Origin of the sequence: Pseudomonas sp. AG1028, assembly GCF_007993955.1 — a bacterium.
GTDB classification, from domain to species: domain Bacteria; phylum Pseudomonadota; class Gammaproteobacteria; order Pseudomonadales; family Pseudomonadaceae; genus Aquipseudomonas; species Aquipseudomonas straminea.
Map to the genome: position 1 here is coordinate 278044 of NZ_VIVP01000001.1, position 18584 is coordinate 296627.

The 18584-nt window shown below is 61.4% G+C and carries 16 protein-coding genes and 1 tRNA gene; 16 read left to right on the plus strand and 1 reads right to left on the minus strand.

The window, feature by feature from the left end:
• Nucleotides 1-11 precede the first annotated feature (11 nt).
• From dnaK to FB481_RS01290, 7 genes are all read left to right on the plus strand, one after another.
• Nucleotides 12-1931 carry a molecular chaperone DnaK gene (gene dnaK, locus FB481_RS01255; RefSeq protein WP_093504147.1) on the plus strand — a complete coding sequence of 640 codons (1920 nt, stop codon included), beginning with the start codon at nt 12-14 and terminating at the stop codon, nt 1929-1931.
• 123 nt (nt 1932-2054) lie between these two features.
• On the plus strand, nt 2055-3182 hold the full coding sequence (dnaJ, locus tag FB481_RS01260; RefSeq protein ID WP_093504146.1) for a molecular chaperone DnaJ: 1128 nt from the start codon (nt 2055-2057) through the stop codon (nt 3180-3182).
• A 68-nt stretch (nt 3183-3250) separates the two neighbouring features.
• Nucleotides 3251-4051: a 4-hydroxy-tetrahydrodipicolinate reductase gene (gene dapB, locus FB481_RS01265; protein WP_147174842.1), complete on the plus strand. Its 801-nt coding sequence runs from the start codon at nt 3251-3253 to the stop codon at nt 4049-4051.
• A gap of 237 nt (nt 4052-4288) precedes the next feature.
• Nucleotides 4289-5425 (plus strand): glutamine-hydrolyzing carbamoyl-phosphate synthase small subunit, encoded by a 1137-nt coding sequence (carA, locus tag FB481_RS01275; RefSeq protein WP_147174844.1) that lies wholly within the window; start codon nt 4289-4291, stop codon nt 5423-5425.
• Between the two features lie 36 nt (nt 5426-5461).
• Complete coding sequence (carB, locus tag FB481_RS01280) at nt 5462-8683, plus strand: carbamoyl-phosphate synthase large subunit (RefSeq protein WP_147174845.1); 3222 nt, start codon at nt 5462-5464, stop codon at nt 8681-8683.
• A complete protein-coding gene (greA, locus tag FB481_RS01285; RefSeq protein ID WP_147174846.1) occupies nt 8680-9156 on the plus strand; it encodes a transcription elongation factor GreA in 477 nt (158 codons plus the stop codon). Before carB ends, greA begins: the two co-directional genes overlap by 4 nt.
• Nucleotides 9134-9589, plus strand: coding sequence for a DUF4149 domain-containing protein (locus tag FB481_RS01290; RefSeq protein WP_306109825.1), 456 nt, complete (start codon nt 9134-9136; stop codon nt 9587-9589). The genes greA and FB481_RS01290 overlap by 23 nt, the downstream gene beginning before the upstream one ends.
• Nucleotides 9590-9598: 9 nt before the next feature.
• Here FB481_RS01290 and yhbY read toward each other — a convergent pair whose 3' ends face one another.
• On the minus strand, nt 9599-9910 hold the full coding sequence (yhbY, locus tag FB481_RS01295) for a ribosome assembly RNA-binding protein YhbY (RefSeq protein WP_147174847.1): 312 nt from the start codon (nt 9908-9910) through the stop codon (nt 9599-9601).
• Nucleotides 9911-10007: 97 nt separating this feature from the next.
• Between yhbY and rlmE the strand changes: the two genes are divergently transcribed.
• The 9 genes from rlmE to nusA all read left to right on the plus strand — a co-directional run bounded on the left by rlmE (nt 10008) and on the right by nusA (nt 18579).
• On the plus strand, nt 10008-10640 hold the full coding sequence (gene rlmE / locus FB481_RS01300; RefSeq protein ID WP_147174848.1) for a 23S rRNA (uridine(2552)-2'-O)-methyltransferase RlmE: 633 nt from the start codon (nt 10008-10010) through the stop codon (nt 10638-10640).
• Nucleotides 10641-10827: 187 nt separating this feature from the next.
• On the plus strand, nt 10828-12744 hold the full coding sequence (gene ftsH, locus FB481_RS01305) for an ATP-dependent zinc metalloprotease FtsH (RefSeq protein WP_178109814.1): 1917 nt from the start codon (nt 10828-10830) through the stop codon (nt 12742-12744).
• 10 nt (nt 12745-12754) lie between these two features.
• Complete coding sequence (gene folP / locus FB481_RS01310) at nt 12755-13606, plus strand: dihydropteroate synthase (protein WP_093504137.1); 852 nt, start codon at nt 12755-12757, stop codon at nt 13604-13606.
• A 22-nt stretch (nt 13607-13628) separates the two neighbouring features.
• Nucleotides 13629-14966: a phosphoglucosamine mutase gene (glmM, locus tag FB481_RS01315; protein ID WP_093504136.1), complete on the plus strand. Its 1338-nt coding sequence runs from the start codon at nt 13629-13631 to the stop codon at nt 14964-14966.
• Nucleotides 14967-15031: 65 nt separating this feature from the next.
• The gene (tpiA, locus tag FB481_RS01320; protein ID WP_147174850.1) at nt 15032-15787 is read left to right on the plus strand and encodes a triose-phosphate isomerase; all 756 of its coding nucleotides are present in this window, start codon (nt 15032-15034) and stop codon (nt 15785-15787) included.
• Between the two features lie 4 nt (nt 15788-15791).
• Nucleotides 15792-16178 carry a preprotein translocase subunit SecG gene (secG, locus tag FB481_RS01325; RefSeq protein ID WP_147174851.1) on the plus strand — a complete coding sequence of 129 codons (387 nt, stop codon included), beginning with the start codon at nt 15792-15794 and terminating at the stop codon, nt 16176-16178.
• Between the two features lie 10 nt (nt 16179-16188).
• A tRNA-Leu gene (locus FB481_RS01330) sits at nt 16189-16274 on the plus strand.
• A gap of 301 nt (nt 16275-16575) precedes the next feature.
• Complete coding sequence (rimP, locus tag FB481_RS01335; RefSeq protein ID WP_013792672.1) at nt 16576-17034, plus strand: ribosome maturation factor RimP; 459 nt, start codon at nt 16576-16578, stop codon at nt 17032-17034.
• A 63-nt stretch (nt 17035-17097) separates the two neighbouring features.
• Nucleotides 17098-18579, plus strand: a complete 1482-nt coding sequence (nusA, locus tag FB481_RS01340; protein ID WP_093504132.1) for a transcription termination factor NusA — start codon at nt 17098-17100, stop codon at nt 18577-18579.
• Nucleotides 18580-18584: the final 5 nt, after the last annotated feature.

Consider the following 18584-nt stretch of genomic DNA (forward strand, 5'->3'; position numbering starts at 1 on the left):
GGGAGAGTGAAATGGGCAAAATCATCGGTATCGACCTGGGGACCACCAACTCCTGCGTCTCCATTCTTGAAAACGGTAACGTCAAAGTCATCGAAAACGCCGAAGGCGCGCGTACCACGCCGTCCATCGTTGCTTATGCCAACGATGGCGAGATTCTGGTCGGTCAGTCGGCCAAACGTCAGGCGGTTACCAACCCGCACAATACCCTGTTCGCGGTTAAGCGCCTGATCGGCCGTCGCTTCGAAGAAGACGTCGTGCAGAAAGACATCAAGCTGGTGCCTTACAAGATCGTCAAGGCCAGCAACGGTGACGCCTGGGTGCAGGCCAGCGGCAAGGACATGGCGCCGCCGCAGATCAGCGCCGAAGTGCTGAAGAAGATGAAGAAGACCGCCGAGGACTACCTGGGCGAGCCTGTCACCGAAGCGGTCATCACCGTGCCGGCCTACTTCAACGACAGCCAGCGTCAGGCCACCAAGGACGCCGGCCGCATCGCCGGTCTGGACGTCAAGCGCATCATCAACGAGCCGACCGCTGCAGCCCTTGCCTATGGCATGGACAAAGCCAAGGGCGACCACACCGTGATCGTCTATGACCTGGGCGGCGGTACCTTTGACGTGTCGGTGATCGAAATCGCCGAAGTCGACGGCGAGCACCAGTTCGAAGTACTGGCCACCAACGGTGACACCTTCCTGGGTGGTGAAGACTTCGACATGCGCCTGATCGACTACCTCGTCGACGAGTTCAAGAAAGAGTCCGGCATGGACCTGAAGAACGATCCGCTGGCTTTGCAGCGCCTGAAGGAAGCTGCCGAGAAGGCCAAGATCGAGCTGTCGTCTTCGCAGTCGACAGACGTCAACCTGCCGTACATCACTGCCGATGCCACCGGTCCGAAGCACCTGAACGTGAAGATCTCCCGCGCCAAGCTGGAGTCGCTGGTCGAGGATCTGGTCAGCCGTACCATCGAGCCTTGCCGCATCGCGCTGAAAGACGCCGGTATCGACGTCGGCAAGATCGACGACGTGATCCTGGTTGGCGGTCAGACCCGTATGCCGCTGGTACAGAAGGCCGTTTCCGACTTCTTCGGCAAAGACGCTCGCAAGGACGTCAACCCGGACGAGGCTGTGGCCATGGGCGCTGCCATTCAGGGCGCTGTACTGGCCGGTGACGTCAAGGACGTACTGCTGCTCGACGTCTCCCCGCTGACCCTGGGTATCGAAACCATGGGCGGTGTGATGACGCCGCTGATCGAAAAGAACACCACCATCCCGACCAAGAAGTCGCAGGTGTTCTCGACCGCCGACGACAACCAGAGCGCGGTGACCATTCATGTGCTGCAGGGTGAGCGTAAGCAGGCCGCACAGAACAAGTCCCTGGGCAAGTTCGACCTGGCCGAGATTCCGCCGGCTCCGCGCGGCGTGCCGCAGATCGAAGTGACCTTCGACATCGACGCCAACGGCATCCTGCACGTCGGCGCCAAAGACAAGGCCACCGGCAAGCAGCAGTCCATCGTGATCAAGGCCAACTCCGGTCTGTCCGATGACGAGATCGAGCGCATGGTGCGTGACGCCGAGGCCAACGCCGAGGAAGACCGCAAGTTCGAAGAGCTGGCAGCAGCGCGCAACCAGGGTGACCAGCTGGTGCACGCCACCCGCAAGATGCTCACCGAGGCTGGCGACAAGGCGACTGCCGAAGAGAAGACAGCTATCGAAGCGGCGCTGGGCGAGCTGGAAGTTGCCGTGAAGGGCGACGACAAGGCGGCCATCGAAGCGAAGATGAATGCGCTGTCCGAAGCCACCACTCCGCTGGCGCAGAAGATGTACGCCGAGCAGCCGCAGCCTGGCGCTGCCGGTGCGGCGGATGCTGGCGAAACCAAGGGCTCTGCCGACGACGTGGTCGACGCCGAGTTCGAGGAAGTCAAGGACAACAAGTAAGCCCCGGCTTGCCTGTGTTTGCGCCCTGTCACGCTACGGTGTGGCAGGGTGATCCGCCGCGCGGGGGCTTGCTCCCGCGTTGGCGTGTCTGGACTTTAAGAATTTTGAGAGTGCTAGAAACCCATGTCTAAACGTGACTACTACGAAGTGCTCGGGGTCGAGCGCGGGGCCAGCGAGGCGGAGCTGAAGAAGGCTTACCGCCGCCTGGCGATGAAGCATCACCCCGATCGCAATCCCGGCGACAAAGCGGCCGAAGACGCCTTCAAGGAGGCTAACGAGGCCTACGAAGTGCTGTCCGATGCCGGCAAGCGCAGCGCCTACGATCAGTACGGTCATGCAGGCGTCGACCCGCAAATGGGCGGCGGTGGCGGCTTTGGTGGTGGCGGCGCGAACTTCTCCGACATCTTCGGCGACGTGTTCAGCGATTTCTTCGGCGGCCAGCGTGGCGGTCAGCGCGGTGGTGCGCAGCGCGGCAGTGACCTGCGTTACACCCTGGAGCTGGATCTCGAGGAGGCGGTACGTGGCACCACGGTGACCATTCGCGTGCCGACCCTGGTCAACTGCAAGACCTGCGATGGCTCGGGTGCCAAGAAGGGCACCAGCCCGGTGACCTGTACCACGTGCGGCGGCATCGGCCAGGTGCGCATGCAGCAGGGCTTCTTCTCGGTCCAGCAGACCTGCCCGCGCTGCCACGGCAGCGGCAAGATGATCACCGACCCCTGCGGCTCCTGCCATGGCCATGGCCGTGTCGAAGAGCACAAGACCCTGTCGGTCAAGGTACCGGCCGGTGTCGATACCGGCGACCGTATCCGTCTGTCCGGCGAGGGCGAGGCGGGTACCCTCGGCGGCCCGTCGGGCGACCTCTACGTGGTGGTCAACGTGCGTGAGCACGCGATCTTCCAGCGTGACGGCAAGCACCTGTACTGCGAAGTGCCGATCAGCTTCGTTGATGCGGCTCTGGGCGGCGAGCTGGAAGTGCCGACCCTCGATGGTCGGGTCAAGCTGAAGATTCCGGAAGGCACCCAGACCGGCAAGCTGTTCCGTTTGCGCGGCAAGGGCGTCGCCCCGGTGCGTGGCGGCGGTGCGGGCGATCTGATGTGCAAGGTGGCGGTGGAAACCCCGGTCAATCTCGACCGTCGCCAGCGCGAGCTGCTCGAGGAGTTTCGTCAGTCCCTGGTGGGTAACAGCTCCAATTCGCCCAAGGCCAATGGCTGGTTCGAAGGCGTGAAGCGCTTCTTCGGCGACCTTTAATGCGGTAATGCACGGCGAGCAGCTGGCAGTGGCCGGCTGCTCGCCGTTTGTACTTTGGAGTTATGCATATGCGTATTGCAGTCACGGGCGCCGCCGGGCGCATGGGCAAGAACCTGATCGAGGCCGTTCACCAGGCCGATGGCGTCGTGCTCGGTGCCGCCGTAGCGCGGCCGACCAGCACGTTGCTTGGTGCCGATGCCGGTGAGCTGGCGGGCGTCGGCAAGCTGGGCGTGGCTCTGTACGGCAGCCTGGAGGGCGTGATCGACGAGTTCGACGTGCTGATCGACTTCACCCATCCCACGGTGACCCTCGAAAACCTGGAAATCTGCCGCCGCGCCGGCAAGGCCATGGTCATCGGCACCACCGGCTTCAGTGCTGCGGAAAAGCAGTTGCTGGCCGATGCCGGCAGAGAGATTCCCATCGTTTTCGCTGCCAATTTCAGCGTGGGCGTGAACCTGTGCCTGAAGTTGCTCGACACCGCCGCCCGTGTGTTGGGTGACGATGTGGACATCGAAGTGCTCGAGGCCCATCACCGTCATAAGGTCGATGCGCCGTCTGGTACTGCGCTGCGCATGGGCGAGGTGGTGGCCAATGCGCTGGGGCGTGACCTGGAAAAGGTCGCGGTTTATGGGCGTGAAGGGCAAACCGGCGCACGTCAGCGCGAGACCATCGGTTTCGCCACGGTGCGCGCCGGTGATGTAGTCGGCGATCACACTGTACTGTTCGCCGCTGACGGCGAGCGCGTGGAGATCACCCACAAGGCGTCCAGTCGTATGACTTTCGCCAAGGGCGCAGTGCGCGCGGCATCCTGGCTGCAGCAGCGCTCGCCAGCGCTTTACGACATGCAGGACGTGCTGGGGCTGAAGTAACCGAAACCGAGGGTGCCAATGGCGCCCTCGGTGGTTATCAGGGGCGACCACGGATCGGATTTCAGGTTTTTGGCCCTGAACGGCTTTCGAAAAAGGCACTTTTCCTGTAAGCTTTCCGCTTTAGTGTGTCCACTAAAAGTTGCGCAGAATGAATCAATCAAAAAAGCGGGATGACCTTCACACGTCATCCCGCTTTTTTACAATCTGCGTTTGCTCCACGATCTACGGGAGGTCTTCTTGAGTAAGCCAGCCATACTCGCCCTTGCTGACGGCAGCATTTTTCGCGGCGAGGCCATCGGGGCCGACGGCCAAACTGTCGGGGAGGTGGTGTTCAACACCGCCATGACCGGCTATCAGGAAATTCTTACCGATCCGTCTTATGCCCAGCAGATCGTTACCCTGACCTATCCACATATCGGCAATACAGGCACCACGCCGGAAGACGCCGAGTCCAATCGCGTCTGGGCTGCCGGCCTGATCATCCGCGATCTGCCGCTGATCGCCAGTAACTGGCGTAACAAGCAGTCGCTGCCCGATTACCTCAAGGAAAACGGCACCGTCGCCATTGCCGGTATCGATACCCGCCGCCTGACCCGCATCCTGCGTGAAAAAGGCTCCCAGAATGGCTGCATCCTGGTTGGCGCCGACGCCACCGAGGAAAAGGCTCTGGAGCTGGCGCGTGGTTTCCCGGGCCTGAAAGGCATGGACCTGGCCAAGGAAGTCAGCTGCACCGAGCGCTACGAGTGGCGCTCCAGCGTGTGGAACTTGAAAGACGACAGCCATCCCGAGATCGCTGCCAGCGAGCTGCCGTACCATGTGGTCGCCTACGACTACGGCGTCAAGCTGAACATCCTGCGCATGCTGGTCGAGCGCGGTTGCCGCCTGACCGTGGTGCCGGCGCAGACTCCGGCAAGCGAAGTACTGGCGCTCAATCCCGATGGCGTGTTCCTGTCCAACGGTCCTGGCGACCCCGAGCCATGTGACTACGCCATCCAGGCGATCAAGGACGTTCTGGAAACCGACATCCCGGTATTCGGCATCTGCCTCGGCCACCAGCTGCTGGCCCTGGCCTCCGGCGCCAAGACCCTGAAAATGGGCCACGGCCACCACGGTGCCAACCACCCGGTACAGGATCTCGACAGCGGCGTGGTGATGATCACCAGCCAGAACCACGGTTTCGCCGTGGACGAGAACAGCCTGCCGAGCAATCTGCGTCCGATCCACAAGTCGCTGTTCGACGGCACCCTGCAGGGCATCGAGCGTACCGACAAGGACGCCTTCAGCTTTCAGGGTCACCCCGAAGCCAGTCCGGGCCCGAACGATGTCGCCCCGCTGTTCGACCGCTTCATCGAAGCCATGGCCAAGCGCCGCTAAGCCTCGCCGACTGACCCAAGGATTCGAGTAACCGCTATGCCAAAACGTACAGACATCAAAAGTATCCTGATCCTCGGCGCCGGCCCCATCGTCATCGGCCAGGCGTGTGAGTTCGACTACTCCGGCGCCCAGGCATGCAAGGCCCTGCGCGAGGAAGGCTTCCGCGTCATCCTGGTGAACTCCAACCCGGCCACCATCATGACCGACCCGGCCATGGCCGACGCCACCTACATCGAGCCGATCAAATGGGCCACCGTGGCCAAGATCATCGAGAAGGAGCGCCCCGACGCCCTGCTGCCGACCATGGGCGGCCAGACCGCGCTGAACTGTGCGCTGGATCTGGAGCGTCACGGCGTGCTGGAGAAGTTCGGCGTCGAGATGATCGGTGCCAACGCCGACACTATCGACAAGGCCGAAGACCGCTCGCGCTTCGACAAGGCCATGAAGGACATCGGCCTGGCCTGCCCGGTATCGGGTATCGCCCACAGCATGGAAGAAGCCTATGGCGTGCTCGAGAAGGTCGGCTTCCCGTGCATCATCCGTCCGAGCTTCACCATGGGCGGCACTGGTGGCGGCATCGCCTACAACCGTGAAGAGTTCGAGGAGATCTGCACCCGTGGTCTGGACCTGTCGCCGACCAACGAGCTACTGATCGACGAGTCGCTGATCGGCTGGAAGGAATACGAGATGGAGGTGGTCCGCGACAAGAAGGACAACTGCATCATCGTCTGCTCCATCGAGAACTTCGACCCGATGGGCGTGCACACCGGTGACTCAATCACCGTGGCGCCGGCCCAGACCCTGACCGATAAGGAATACCAGATCCTGCGTAACGCCTCCCTGGCGGTACTGCGTGAGATCGGCGTGGAAACCGGCGGCTCCAACGTGCAGTTCGGCATCTGCCCGAATACCGGCCGCATGGTCGTCATCGAGATGAACCCGCGGGTATCCCGCTCCTCGGCCCTGGCCTCCAAGGCCACCGGTTTCCCGATCGCCAAGATCGCTGCCAAGCTGGCTGTGGGTTACACCCTCGACGAACTGCAGAACGACATCACCGGCGGTCGCACCCCGGCGTCCTTTGAGCCGGCCATCGATTACGTGGTCACCAAGATCCCGCGTTTCGCTTTCGAGAAATTCCCCAACGCCGACGCCCGCCTGACCACGCAGATGAAGTCCGTCGGTGAGGTCATGGCCATCGGTCGGACCTTCCAGGAATCCCTGCACAAGGCGCTGCGCGGCCTGGAAGTCGGCGTGTCCGGCTTCGATCCGAAGCTCGATCCGGCTGACCCGGAAGCCGAAAGCACCCTCAAGCGCGAGCTGATCGTGCCGGGCGCCGACCGCATCTGGTATGTGGCCGATGCCTTCCGCGCCGGCAAGACCGTCGAGGAAGTGTTCGAGCTGACTCGCATCGACGAATGGTTCCTGGTGCAGATCGAAGACCTGATCAAGGACGAGCAGCGCATCCAGACCCTGGGCCTGTCGAGCATCGACCGCGACCTGATGTTCAGCCTCAAGCGCAAGGGTTTCTCCGATGCGCGCCTGGCCGCGCTGCTCGGCGTCACCGAGAAGAACCTGCGTAGCCACCGCCACAAGCTCAAGGTGCTGCCGGTCTACAAGCGTGTCGACACCTGCGCCGCCGAGTTCGCCACCGACACCGCCTACATGTACTCGACCTACGAGGAAGAGTGCGAGGCCAACGCCAGTGGTCGCGACAAGATCATGATTCTCGGCGGTGGCCCGAACCGTATTGGCCAGGGCATCGAGTTCGATTACTGCTGCGTGCACGCCGCACTGGCCATGCGTGAAGACGGTTACGAGACCATCATGGTCAACTGCAACCCGGAAACTGTTTCCACCGACTACGACACCTCCGACCGCCTGTACTTCGAACCGGTGACCCTGGAAGACGTGCTGGAAATCGTTCGCGTCGAGCAGCCCAAGGGTGTGATCGTTCAGTACGGCGGCCAGACCCCGCTGAAGCTGTGCCGTGCCCTGGAAGAAGCGGGCGTGCCGATCATCGGCACCAGCCCGGACGCCATCGACCGCGCCGAAGATCGCGAGCGCTTCCAGCAGATGGTGCAACGCCTCGGCCTGCGTCAGCCGGCCAACGCCACCGCACGCAGCGAAGAAGAAGCACTGACCCTGTCCAAGAACATCGGTTACCCGATGGTGGTGCGTCCGTCCTACGTACTGGGCGGCCGAGCGATGGAAATCGTCTACCAGGAAGAAGAGCTCAAGCGCTACATGCGCGAAGCGGTGAAGGTATCCAACGACAGCCCGGTGCTGCTGGATCGCTTCCTCAACTGCGCCATCGAGGTGGACGTGGATGCGGTCAGCGACGGCGAAGTCGTGGTGATCGGCGCGATCATGCAGCACATCGAGCAGGCCGGCGTTCACTCCGGTGACTCGGCGTGCTCGCTGCCGCCGTACTCGCTGCCGGCGCACATCCAGGACGAGATCCGCGACCAGGTCAAGAAGATGGCTCTGGAACTGGGCGTCATCGGCCTGATGAACGTGCAGATGGCCGTGCAGGGCGAGGACATCTACGTGATCGAGGTCAACCCGCGTGCCTCGCGTACCGTGCCGTTCGTGTCCAAGTGCATCGGCGAGTCGCTGGCCAAGGTCGCAGCCCGTGTGATGGCTGGCAAGAGCCTGGCCGAGCTGGGGTTCACTCAGGAAATCATCCCGCCGTTCTTCAGCGTCAAGGAAGCGGTGTTCCCGTTCAACAAGTTCCCGGGTGTCGACCCGATCCTCGGCCCGGAAATGAAGTCCACCGGCGAAGTAATGGGCGTCGGCGACAGCTTCGGCGAAGCCTTCGCCAAGGCGCAGATGGGTGCTAGCGAGATTCTGCCGAACGCAGGTGTCGCCTTCATCAGTGTTCGCGAAGACGACAAGCCAGAGGCCATTCAGGTCGCCCGTGATCTGGTCGCGCTGGGCTTCGAAGTGGTGGCCACAGCCGGCACCGCCAAGGTGATCGAGGCTGCCGGCCTGCCAGTGCGCCGCGTCAACAAGGTGACCGAAGGTCGTCCGCACGTGGTCGACATGATCAAGAACGACGAAGTCACCCTGATCATCAACACCACCGAAGGCCGTCAGTCGATCGCTGACTCCTACTCCATTCGTCGTAACGCGCTGCAGCACAAGATCTACTGCACCACCACCATCGCGGCGGGGCAGGCGGTCTGTGAGGCGCTCAAGTTCGGTCCCGAGAAGACCGTGCGCCGTCTGCAGGATCTGCATGCAGGAATCAAGGCATGAACAAGTACCCCATGACCACCCAGGGCGCTCGCGCCCTGGAAGAAGAGCTGGCACACCTGACCAAGGTGCGTCGCCCGGCGCTCAGCCAGGCCATCGCCGAGGCCCGTGAGCTGGGTGACCTCAAGGAAAACGCCGAATACCATGCCGCCCGCGAGGAGCAGGGCATGGTCGAGGCGCGTGTGCGTGACATCGAAGGTCGCCTGCAGAATGCGGTGATCATCGATGTCACCACTATCGCCCACACCGGCAAGGTGATCTTTGGCACCACCGTGGAAATCGCCAACGTCGAGACCGACGAAAGCGTGACCTACCAGATCGTTGGCGAAGACGAAGCCGACATCAAGCAGGGCAAGCTGTCCGTAGGTTCGCCTATCGCTCGTGCCCTGGTGGGCAAGAACGAAGGTGACGTGGTTGGCGTTAACACGCCCAGTGGTCTGGTCGAGTACGAGATTGTCGAAGTTCGTCACGTCTGATCGCACGGCTGCGCGTGACAGCGCAGCCAATGCCTGGATGCTGCTGCAGACCCTCTGGGTCGGCGGCATCTGGATCCTGCACTTTCTGGTGCTGCCGGGTCTCGCCAGTGTCGGTCTGGCGTCCTTGCTGATCGAAGAAGTCGCGCGCACCCTGGTGCCGCAGATGGTCGGCATTACGCTGGGCGCAGCGCTGCTGCAGCTCTTGCTGCTGGTTCGGCAGTATGGGTTGGCGGCGCTGTGGCGAGTGCGTAGCGGGCAGTTGCTGCTCGCGGTGCTGGTCGTCTCGCTGGCCTTTCTGATTTCGCTGGTGCTGTGGCCGCAGGCTGTACGCTGGCAGCTGTTCAGCTACCTGCTGCTGGCGTTCTTCGGCGTGTTGCTGGTGCTGCAGCCCGTGCCGTGCAAGAGCGGGGCAGCCGACCCGCAGGTCGGCTGAGCACCTGAATCAGCCCTGATAGCGGCTGATGTTGGACAGGTTGCGATTGGCCTTGGGGTTCTTGCGGTACAGCAGCGCCATTTTGCCAATGACCTGCGCCAGCTCGGCATTACCGGCCTTGCACAGTTCTTCGATCACCGCCAGGCGGTCGTCGCGCTCGGTCACGCGCACCTGAATTTTGATCAGTTCGTGGTCATTCAGCGCGCGTTCGAGTTCGGCCACTACGCCTTCGGTAACACCGTTGTCGGCGACGATCAATACCGGTTTCAGGTGGTGGCCGATAGATTTGAACTGTTTCTTCTGCTCTTGAGTGAGCGGCATAATCTGAACCCTGCGTATTAATCTGGGAAAGCGGGCTATTTTAACCGAGCCGCCCGAAGCCCGCCCAGTTATTCATTCTGTTCTCTTGAGGTGTTGTGTGGCCCGTTCCAAGACCAGCCAGCGTTGGCTGAAAGAGCATTTCGACGATCCGTACGTCAAAATGGCGCAAAAGGACGGTTACCGTTCACGTGCCAGTTACAAGCTGCTGGAGGTGCAGGAGAAGGATCGCATCCTGCGCCCCGGCATGACCGTGGTCGACCTCGGCGCTGCGCCGGGCGGCTGGTCCCAGGTCACCAGCCGGGTGATCGGCGACAAGGGTCGGCTGATCGCCTCCGACATCCTGGAGATGGACAGCATCCCGGATGTCACCTTCATTCAAGGCGATTTCACCGACGACGCCGTGTTCGCCCAGATTCTTGAGGCCATCGACAATAATCCCGTCGACCTTGTGATTTCCGATATGGCCCCCAATATGAGTGGGGTGAGGGCCGCCGATCAGCCGCGCGCGATGTACTTGTGCGAGCTGGCGCTGGATCTGGCTGGCCGGGTGCTCAAGCCCGGCGGCGATTTCCTGATCAAGATCTTCCAGGGCGAGGGTTTCGACGATTACCACAAGGAGGTGCGCCGTCAGTTCGACAAGGTGCAGATGCGCAAACCCCTGTCGTCCCGTGACCGCTCCCGCGAGCAGTATCTGCTGGCCCGAGGCTTCAAGGGGCCGGTGGCCGAGTAAAACCAATGGCGTGGTTGTCAGTCCAAGCCAAGACGCGCATCGTAATGGGCAGACGTCTCATAAAGGGTTACAGACGGTGTCAGCCACGAGCGGGCGTTTGTAGTAAGTTAGATCGGTTTATAACTGGTCGTCATGCGAAGCACGCTTCGGCAAGGGGCCTGCTTCAGAGGGTAGCTAATTGAACGACATGGCAAAGAATCTGATCCTGTGGCTGATCATCGCCGCCGTCCTCGTCACGGTGATGAACAACTTCTCCAGCCCCAGTGAGACCAACAAGCTCAACTACTCGCAATTCATCGAGCAGGTGCAGAGCGGTGGGGTCAAGCGCGTCACCGTCGATGGCTACATCATCAGCGGCCTGCGTTCCGACGGCTCCTCGTTCGAAACCGTGCGCCCGGCGATCCAGGATAACGGCCTGATCAAGGATCTGATGGACAACAACGTCGAGATCGTTGGCAAGCAGCCAGAGCAACAGAGCATCTGGACTCAGCTGCTGGTCGCCAGCTTCCCGATTCTGGTGATCATCGCCGTGTTCATGTTCTTCATGCGCCAGATGCAGGGCGGTGCAGGCGGCAAGGGCGGGCCAATGAGCTTCGGCAAATCCAAGGCGCGCCTGCTCTCCGAAGATCAGGTCAAGACCACCTTTGCTGACGTCGCCGGCTGCGACGAGGCCAAGGAAGAGGTCAGCGAGCTGGTCGAGTTCCTGCGCGATCCGGGCAAATTCCAGCGTCTGGGCGGTCGTATTCCTCGCGGCGTGCTGATGGTCGGCTCGCCAGGTACCGGTAAGACACTGCTGGCCAAGGCCGTTGCCGGCGAAGCCAAAGTGCCGTTCTTCACCATTTCCGGTTCCGATTTCGTCGAGATGTTCGTCGGTGTCGGTGCCTCCCGCGTGCGCGACATGTTCGAGCAGGCCAAGAAACATGCCCCCTGCATCATCTTCATCGACGAGATCGACGCCGTCGGTCGCCACCGTGGCGCTGGCATGGGCGGTGGTCATGACGAGCGCGAGCAGACCCTCAACCAGCTGCTGGTGGAGATGGACGGTTTCGAAATGAATGACGGCATCATCGTCATCGCCGCCACCAACCGTCCGGACGTGCTCGATCAGGCCCTGCTGCGTCCGGGTCGTTTCGATCGTCAAGTGGTCGTCGGCCTGCCGGACATCCGCGGCCGCGAGCAGATTCTCAACGTGCACATGCGCAAGATCCCGATGGGCGAAGACGTCAAGGCTGCGGTCATCGCCCGTGGTACGCCAGGCTTCTCCGGTGCCGACCTGGCCAACCTGGTCAATGAGGCGTCGCTGTTCGCTGCCCGCGCGGGCAAGCGACTGGTGGAGATGAAAGAGTTCGAGCTGGCCAAAGACAAGATCATGATGGGCGCCGAGCGCAAGACCATGGTCATGTCCGACAAGGAAAAGCTCAACACCGCGTATCACGAGGCGGGCCATGCCATCGTCGGTCGCCTAGTGCCCGAGCACGATCCAGTCTACAAGGTCACCATCATTCCCCGCGGCCGCGCCCTGGGCGTAACAATGTTCCTGCCCGAGGAAGATCGCTACAGCCTCAGTAAACGTGCGCTGACCAGCCAGATCTGTTCGCTTTACGGTGGCCGTATCGCCGAGGAGATGACCCTGGGCTTCGACGGCGTCACCACCGGTGCGTCCAACGACATCATGCGGGCCAGCCAGATCGCCCGGAACATGGTCACCAAGTGGGGCCTTTCCGAAAAACTCGGCCCACTTCTGTATGCCGAAGACGAAGATCAGCCCTTCCTGCGCGGTGGTGGTGGTTCCTCCGGTGCCAGCGTGTCGGGTGAAACGGCCAAGCTGATCGACTCCGAAGTGCGCGCAGTCATCGACGGCTGCTACAACACTGCCAAGCAGATCCTGACCGACAACCGTGACAAGCTCGATGCCATGGCCGAAGCGCTGATGAAGTTCGAGACCATCGACATCGATCAGATCGACGACATCATGAGTGGTCGCCCAGTGCGCGAACCGAAGGACTGGACGGGCGGCGGCAACGGTGCCGGCACGCCTTCTACCAAGTCTGACGAAGCAGATCGTCCCGAGAAGCCCATCGGCGGTCCTGCTGCCGAGGTATAAAAGTCTTCTCATGTCTCTTGTGCAAAAAAACAACCGGCTGCCTTGTGGCAGCCGGTTTCTTGATTTAAGCCGTCCGCAAGTGATGGGCATCCTCAACGTCACCCCAGATTCCTTTTCCGACGGTGGTCGCTTCGCTCTTCGCGATACGGCGCTACGGCACGCCGAAGGCATGGTGCGTGCCGGTGCGACGCTGATCGATATCGGCGGCGAATCCACGCGTCCCGGCGCTGCGCCGGTGTCGGTGGTCGAGGAGTTGGAGCGGGTCGCGCCCATGGTGGAGGCGGTCGCCGCCGAGCTGGACGTGATCATCTCCGTGGATACTTCCACGCCCGAGGTGATGCGCGAGTCGGCCAGGCTGGGTGCCGGGTTGATCAACGATGTTCGCTCGCTGCAGCGGGAGGGTGCGCTGCAGGCTGCTGCCGAAAGCGGTTTGCCGGTGTGCCTGATGCATATGCGGGGTGAGCCAACGACAATGCAGCAAAGCCCTCAGTACGATGACGTGCTACAAGCCGTGGCCGATTTCCTGCGCGAGCGGCTGGCCGTCTGCGAGGCGGCCGGTATCCCGGCGCAGCGCATCGTGCTCGACCCTGGTTTCGGCTTCGCCAAGACCTTGGAGCACAACCTCAGCCTGTTCAGGCGTATGCCGGCGTTGCAGGAATTTGGTCTGCCGCTGCTGGTCGGCGTGTCACGCAAGAGTATGATTGGCGCCGTGCTGGGCCGCGAGGTCGATGGTCGTCTGTACGGCAGCCTGGCCCTGGCGGCCCTGGCGGTCGCCAAGGGCGCGCATATCCTGCGCGTGCACGATGTGGCGGAAACCGTGGACGTGGTGCGCATGGTCGCTGCGGTCGAAGCGGCGCAGTGAATAGAAAAAGGGAGTTGTCGTTTTGAGTCGCAAGTATTTTGGCACCGACGGTATCCGTGGGCGCGTCGGTCAGTACCCCATCACGCCGGACTTCATGCTCAAGCTGGGCTGGGCCGCCGGTATGGCGTTTCGCAAACAGGGCAAGTGTCGCATCCTGATCGGCAAGGACACGCGCATTTCCGGCTACATGTTCGAGTCGGCACTCGAGGCGGGGCTCTCCGCAGCCGGGGCTGACGTGATGCTGCTGGGGCCGATGCCGACGCCGGCGATCGCCTACCTGACGCGTACCTTCCACGCCGAGGCTGGCATCGTTATCAGTGCTTCGCACAATCCGCACCACGACAACGGCATCAAGTTCTTCTCGGGGCAGGGCACCAAGCTGCCGGATGAAGTCGAGCTGATGATCGAAGAGCTGCTCGATGCGCCTATGACCGTGGTCGAGTCCGAGCAGCTCGGCAAGGTATCGCGGATCAACGATGCCGCCGGCCGCTATATCGAATTCTGCAAGAGCAGTGTGCCGACCAGCACCAACTTCTCTGGGTTAAAAATCGTGCTCGACTGCGCCCACGGTGCAGCCTACAAGGTCGCGCCGGCGGTATTTCAGGAGCTTGGCGCCGAGGTTTCAGTATTGTCGGCCCAGCCCAACGGGCTGAATATCAATGCCGATTGCGGTTCGACCCATATCGAGAACCTTCAGGCCGAAGTGACGGCGCGTCACGCTGACCTAGGTATCGCGTTCGATGGTGATGCCGATCGCGTATTGATGGTCGATCACACCGGTGCGGTGGTGGATGGCGATGAGCTGCTGTTCATCATTGCCCGGGATCTGCAGGCCCGCGGCAAGCTGCAGGGTGGTGTCGTGGGTACGCTGATGAGCAATCTGGGCCTGGAGCTTGCGCTCAAGGAGCTGGATATTCCCTTTGTGCGGGCCAATGTCGGTGACCGCTACGTGATCGCCGAGCTGCTCGAGCGCGGCTGGCAGGTGGGCGGTGAGAATTCGGGCCATTTAGTGTGCTTCCAGCATGTGACGACTGGCGATGCCATCGTTGCTGCGCTGCAGGTGCTTCTGGCCATTCGTCGCCGCGGTCAGAGCCTGGCGGAAGCCCGTCAGGGGCTGCGCAAGTGCCCGCAAGTATTAGTCAATGTGCGTTTCGGCGGTGGCGTCGATCCGCTCAAACACCCGGATGTACAGGCGGCCAGCGACAGTGTGACCGAGCGCATGGCTGGGCGTGGCCGGGTGCTGCTGCGCAAGTCCGGTACCGAGCCACTGGTGCGGGTAATGGTCGAAGGCGAGGACGAAACTCAGGTTCGAGCCTATGCCGATGAATTGGCTGAAATTGTCTCGCGCGTCTGTGCTTGATTCGGCTTGCCAGTCCACAAGCGGTTGGGTAACATCTGCGCCCTCTTTGACCAACGAGGTAAAGCATGCGTCGCTCAATGGTTGCTGGTAACTGGAAAATGCACGGTACCCGCGCCAGTGTCGCAGAGCTGATCGATGGTCTGAATCGGCAGTCACTGCCTGCCGATGTCGAGGTTGCGGTGTTTCCTGTCAGTGTTCATCTCGGCCAGGTTGTCGAGGGGGTCAGTGGTCTTGCGGTGTCGGTAGGTGCCCAGGATTGCGCCGTCGAAGCGGGGCAGGGTGCATTGACCGGAGAGGTGTCGAGCGATCAGTTGCGCGATGTCGGTTGCGAGTTGGTGCTGATCGGTCATTCCGAGCGTCGCCTGATTCTGGGTGATAGCGAAGAGCAGGTCGTACGCAAGTTCGCGGCGGCTCAGGTCGCCGGGCTGGTGCCGGTGCTGTGCGTTGGGGAAACCCTGGAGCAGCGCGAGGCAGGTGAAACCCTCAAGGTGGTTGCCGGCCAGCTCGATAGTGTGATCGATGCGCTGGGTGTTTCGGTGCTTGCAGGTGCAGTTGTGGCATATGAGCCGGTCTGGGCCATTGGTACCGGGCTGACGGCGACGCCTCAGCAGGCGCAGGACGTGCATGCGGCCATTCGTGCGCAAGTCGCAGCGAAAGACCCGCAGGTAGCGAGTGGGTTGAGAATTCTTTACGGCGGCAGCGTCAAGGCCGCCAATGCAGCCGAGCTTTTCGGCATGCCTGATATCGATGGGGGGCTTGTGGGTGGGGCCTCTCTGAATGCGGATGAGTTCGGTGCGATTTGTCGCGCTGCAGGAAACTAAGAATATGCTGGAAACAGGCGTTGTAGTTCTTCATCTGCTGGCTGCGATCGGCGTGGTTGTGCTGGTTCTGCTGCAGCAGGGTAAAGGTGCCGATGCAGGTGCTTCGTTCGGTGCGGGGGCTTCCAATACCGTTTTCGGTAGCCAAGGAAGTACTACCTTTCTGAGTCGAGTTACTGCTATACTCGCCGCCAGTTTTTTCATTACCAGCTTGGGGTTAGCGTATTTTGCTAATCAAAAGTCTGATACACTGGGTCAGGCTGGTTTGCCGGATCCGGCGGTGATGGAAGCGCCGCAGAGCAACAAGCCTGCGGAAGATGTACCGGTGCTTGAGCAACAACAAGCGCCAGTTTCGGGAGAGCAAGACGTACCTCAGGCTCCCGAAACGAAGTAAGTGTCAAATTGCCGAGGTGGTGGAATTGGTAGACACGCTACCTTGAGGTGGTAGTGGCCATAGGCTGTAGGGGTTCGAGTCCCCTTCTCGGTACCAATTAAACAGAAAAGCCCGCTGCATGCGGGCTTTTCTGTATCTGGGGGGTTGGTTGACCCGTGCGGCGTTTCAGCCGTATAATCCGCTCCCAGTTTTAGCGCGGGGTGAACAGTCCGGTAGCTCGTCGGGCTCATAACCCGAAGGTCTTTGGCTCAAGTCCATCCCCCCGCAGTCGGTTTTCATTGAGCCCCTTTTAAGGGGCTTTTTGTTACTTGGTAGACAGATTTTCCGCCGTCTGGGCGGTCTTGTAGATGGGCGTTTCGCCCATTTTTTATTTGCACAGCATGCGCGAGGGGTTCAGGTGTCGAGCAAGCTAGAACAGTTGCAGGCCTTGGTGGCCCCAGTAGTCGAAGCGCTTGGCTACGAATGCTGGGGTATCGAGTTCCTGTCTCAGGGGCGGCACTCGCTGCTGCGTATCTACATCGATCATGCCGACGGCATTCTTATCGACGATTGCGAGAAGGTCAGTCGGCAGATCAGTGGCGTTCTCGACGTCGAGGATCCCATCAGTGCCGAATACACTCTCGAGGTATCGTCGCCTGGCATGGATCGGCCACTGTTTACGTTGGCTCAGTTCGCCAGTCACGTCGGCGAGCAGGTGAAAATCAAGTTGCGCTCGCCGTTCGAAGGGCGCCGCAACTTCCAGGGTCTGCTCCGTGGTGTGGAGGAAGAGGACGTGGTGGTGCAGGTGGATGACCACGAGTTTCTTTTGCCGATCGACATGATCGACAAGGCCAACATTATCCCCCGATTTGATTGAGACACGGATCCTGCGGGATCGGAATGTGTGGATCCCAATGGATTGCGAAAGGCGAGGCGTACGATGAGCAAAGAAGTACTGCTGGTTGTTGAGTCGGTATCCAATGAAAAGGGCGTACCGGCCGCTGTGATTTTCGAGGCGCTCGAGTTGGCGCTGGCCACAGCGACCAAGAAACGTTTTGAAGACGAAGTCGAACTGCGTGTGTCGATCAATCGTCAGAGTGGTAACTACGAGACCTTCCGTTGCTGGACCGTGGTCGACGAAGAAAACTTCGAAGACCCGGCTCATCAGGTAACGACCGACATGCCGCGTGCTGTCGAGGCCAATGCCAAGGTCGGCGACGTGCTCGAGGAGAAGATCGAATCCATCGAGTTCGGTCGTATCGCTGCGCAGACCGCCAAGCAGGTCATCGTGCAAAAGGTTCGTGAAGCCGAGCGCGCCCAGGTGGTCGAAGCCTACCGCGAACGGTTGGGTGAGATCATCGCCGGTACCGTCAAGAAGGTGACCCGCGACAGCGTCATCGTTGATCTGGGTGCCAACGCCGAGGCCCTGCTGGCGCGCGAAGACATCATCCCGCGTGAGACTTTCCGTGTCGGTGTGCGCCTGCGTGCACTGCTCAAGGAAATCCGCACCGAGAACCGCGGCCCTCAGCTGATCCTGTCGCGTACCGCGCCGGAAATGCTGATCGAGCTGTTCCGCATCGAAGTGCCGGAGATCGCTGAAGGCCTCATTGAGGTCAAGGCCGCCTCCCGAGACCCGGGTTCGCGCGCCAAGATCGCGGTGCGTTCCAAGGACAAACGCATTGATCCGCAGGGTGCCTGTATCGGCATGCGCGGTTCGCGCGTTCAGGCTGTTTCCGGCGAGCTGGTTGGCGAGCGTGTGGATATCGTGCTGTGGGACGACAACCCGGCGCAGTTCGTCATCAACGCGATGTCGCCGGCCGAAGTCGCGGCGATCATCGTCGATGAAGATGCCCACGCGATGGACATCGCCGTTGGCGAAGACAACCTGGCGCAGGCGATTGGTCGTGGTGGCCAGAACGTGCGCCTGGCTAGCCAACTGACTGGCTGGACGCTGAACGTGATGACCGAGGCGGACATCCAGGCCAAGCAGCAGGCCGAGACCGGCGATATCCTGCAGGGCTTCATCGACGAGCTGGAAGTCGACGAAGAACTGGCCCAGGTGCTGGTCGAAGAAGGCTTCACCAGCCTGGAAGAAATCGCCTACGTGCCGATGGAAGAGATGCTCAGCATCGATGGTTTCGACGAAGAAATCGTCAACGAACTGCGCTCTCGGGCGAAGGATCGTTTGCTGACCAAGGCTATCGCCACGGAAGAAAAACTGGCAGACGCCCAGCCGGCCGAAGACCTCCTCGAAGTCGAGGGTATGGACAAAGGTTTGGCGCAGGAACTGGCAGTACGCGGGGTGGTTACCCGTGAAGACCTGGCCGAGCAGTCGATCGACGACCTGCTCGACATCGACGGCATCGACCAAGAGCGTGCCGGCAAGCTGATCATGGCCGCCCGAGCCCACTGGTTCGAGTAAGTTTT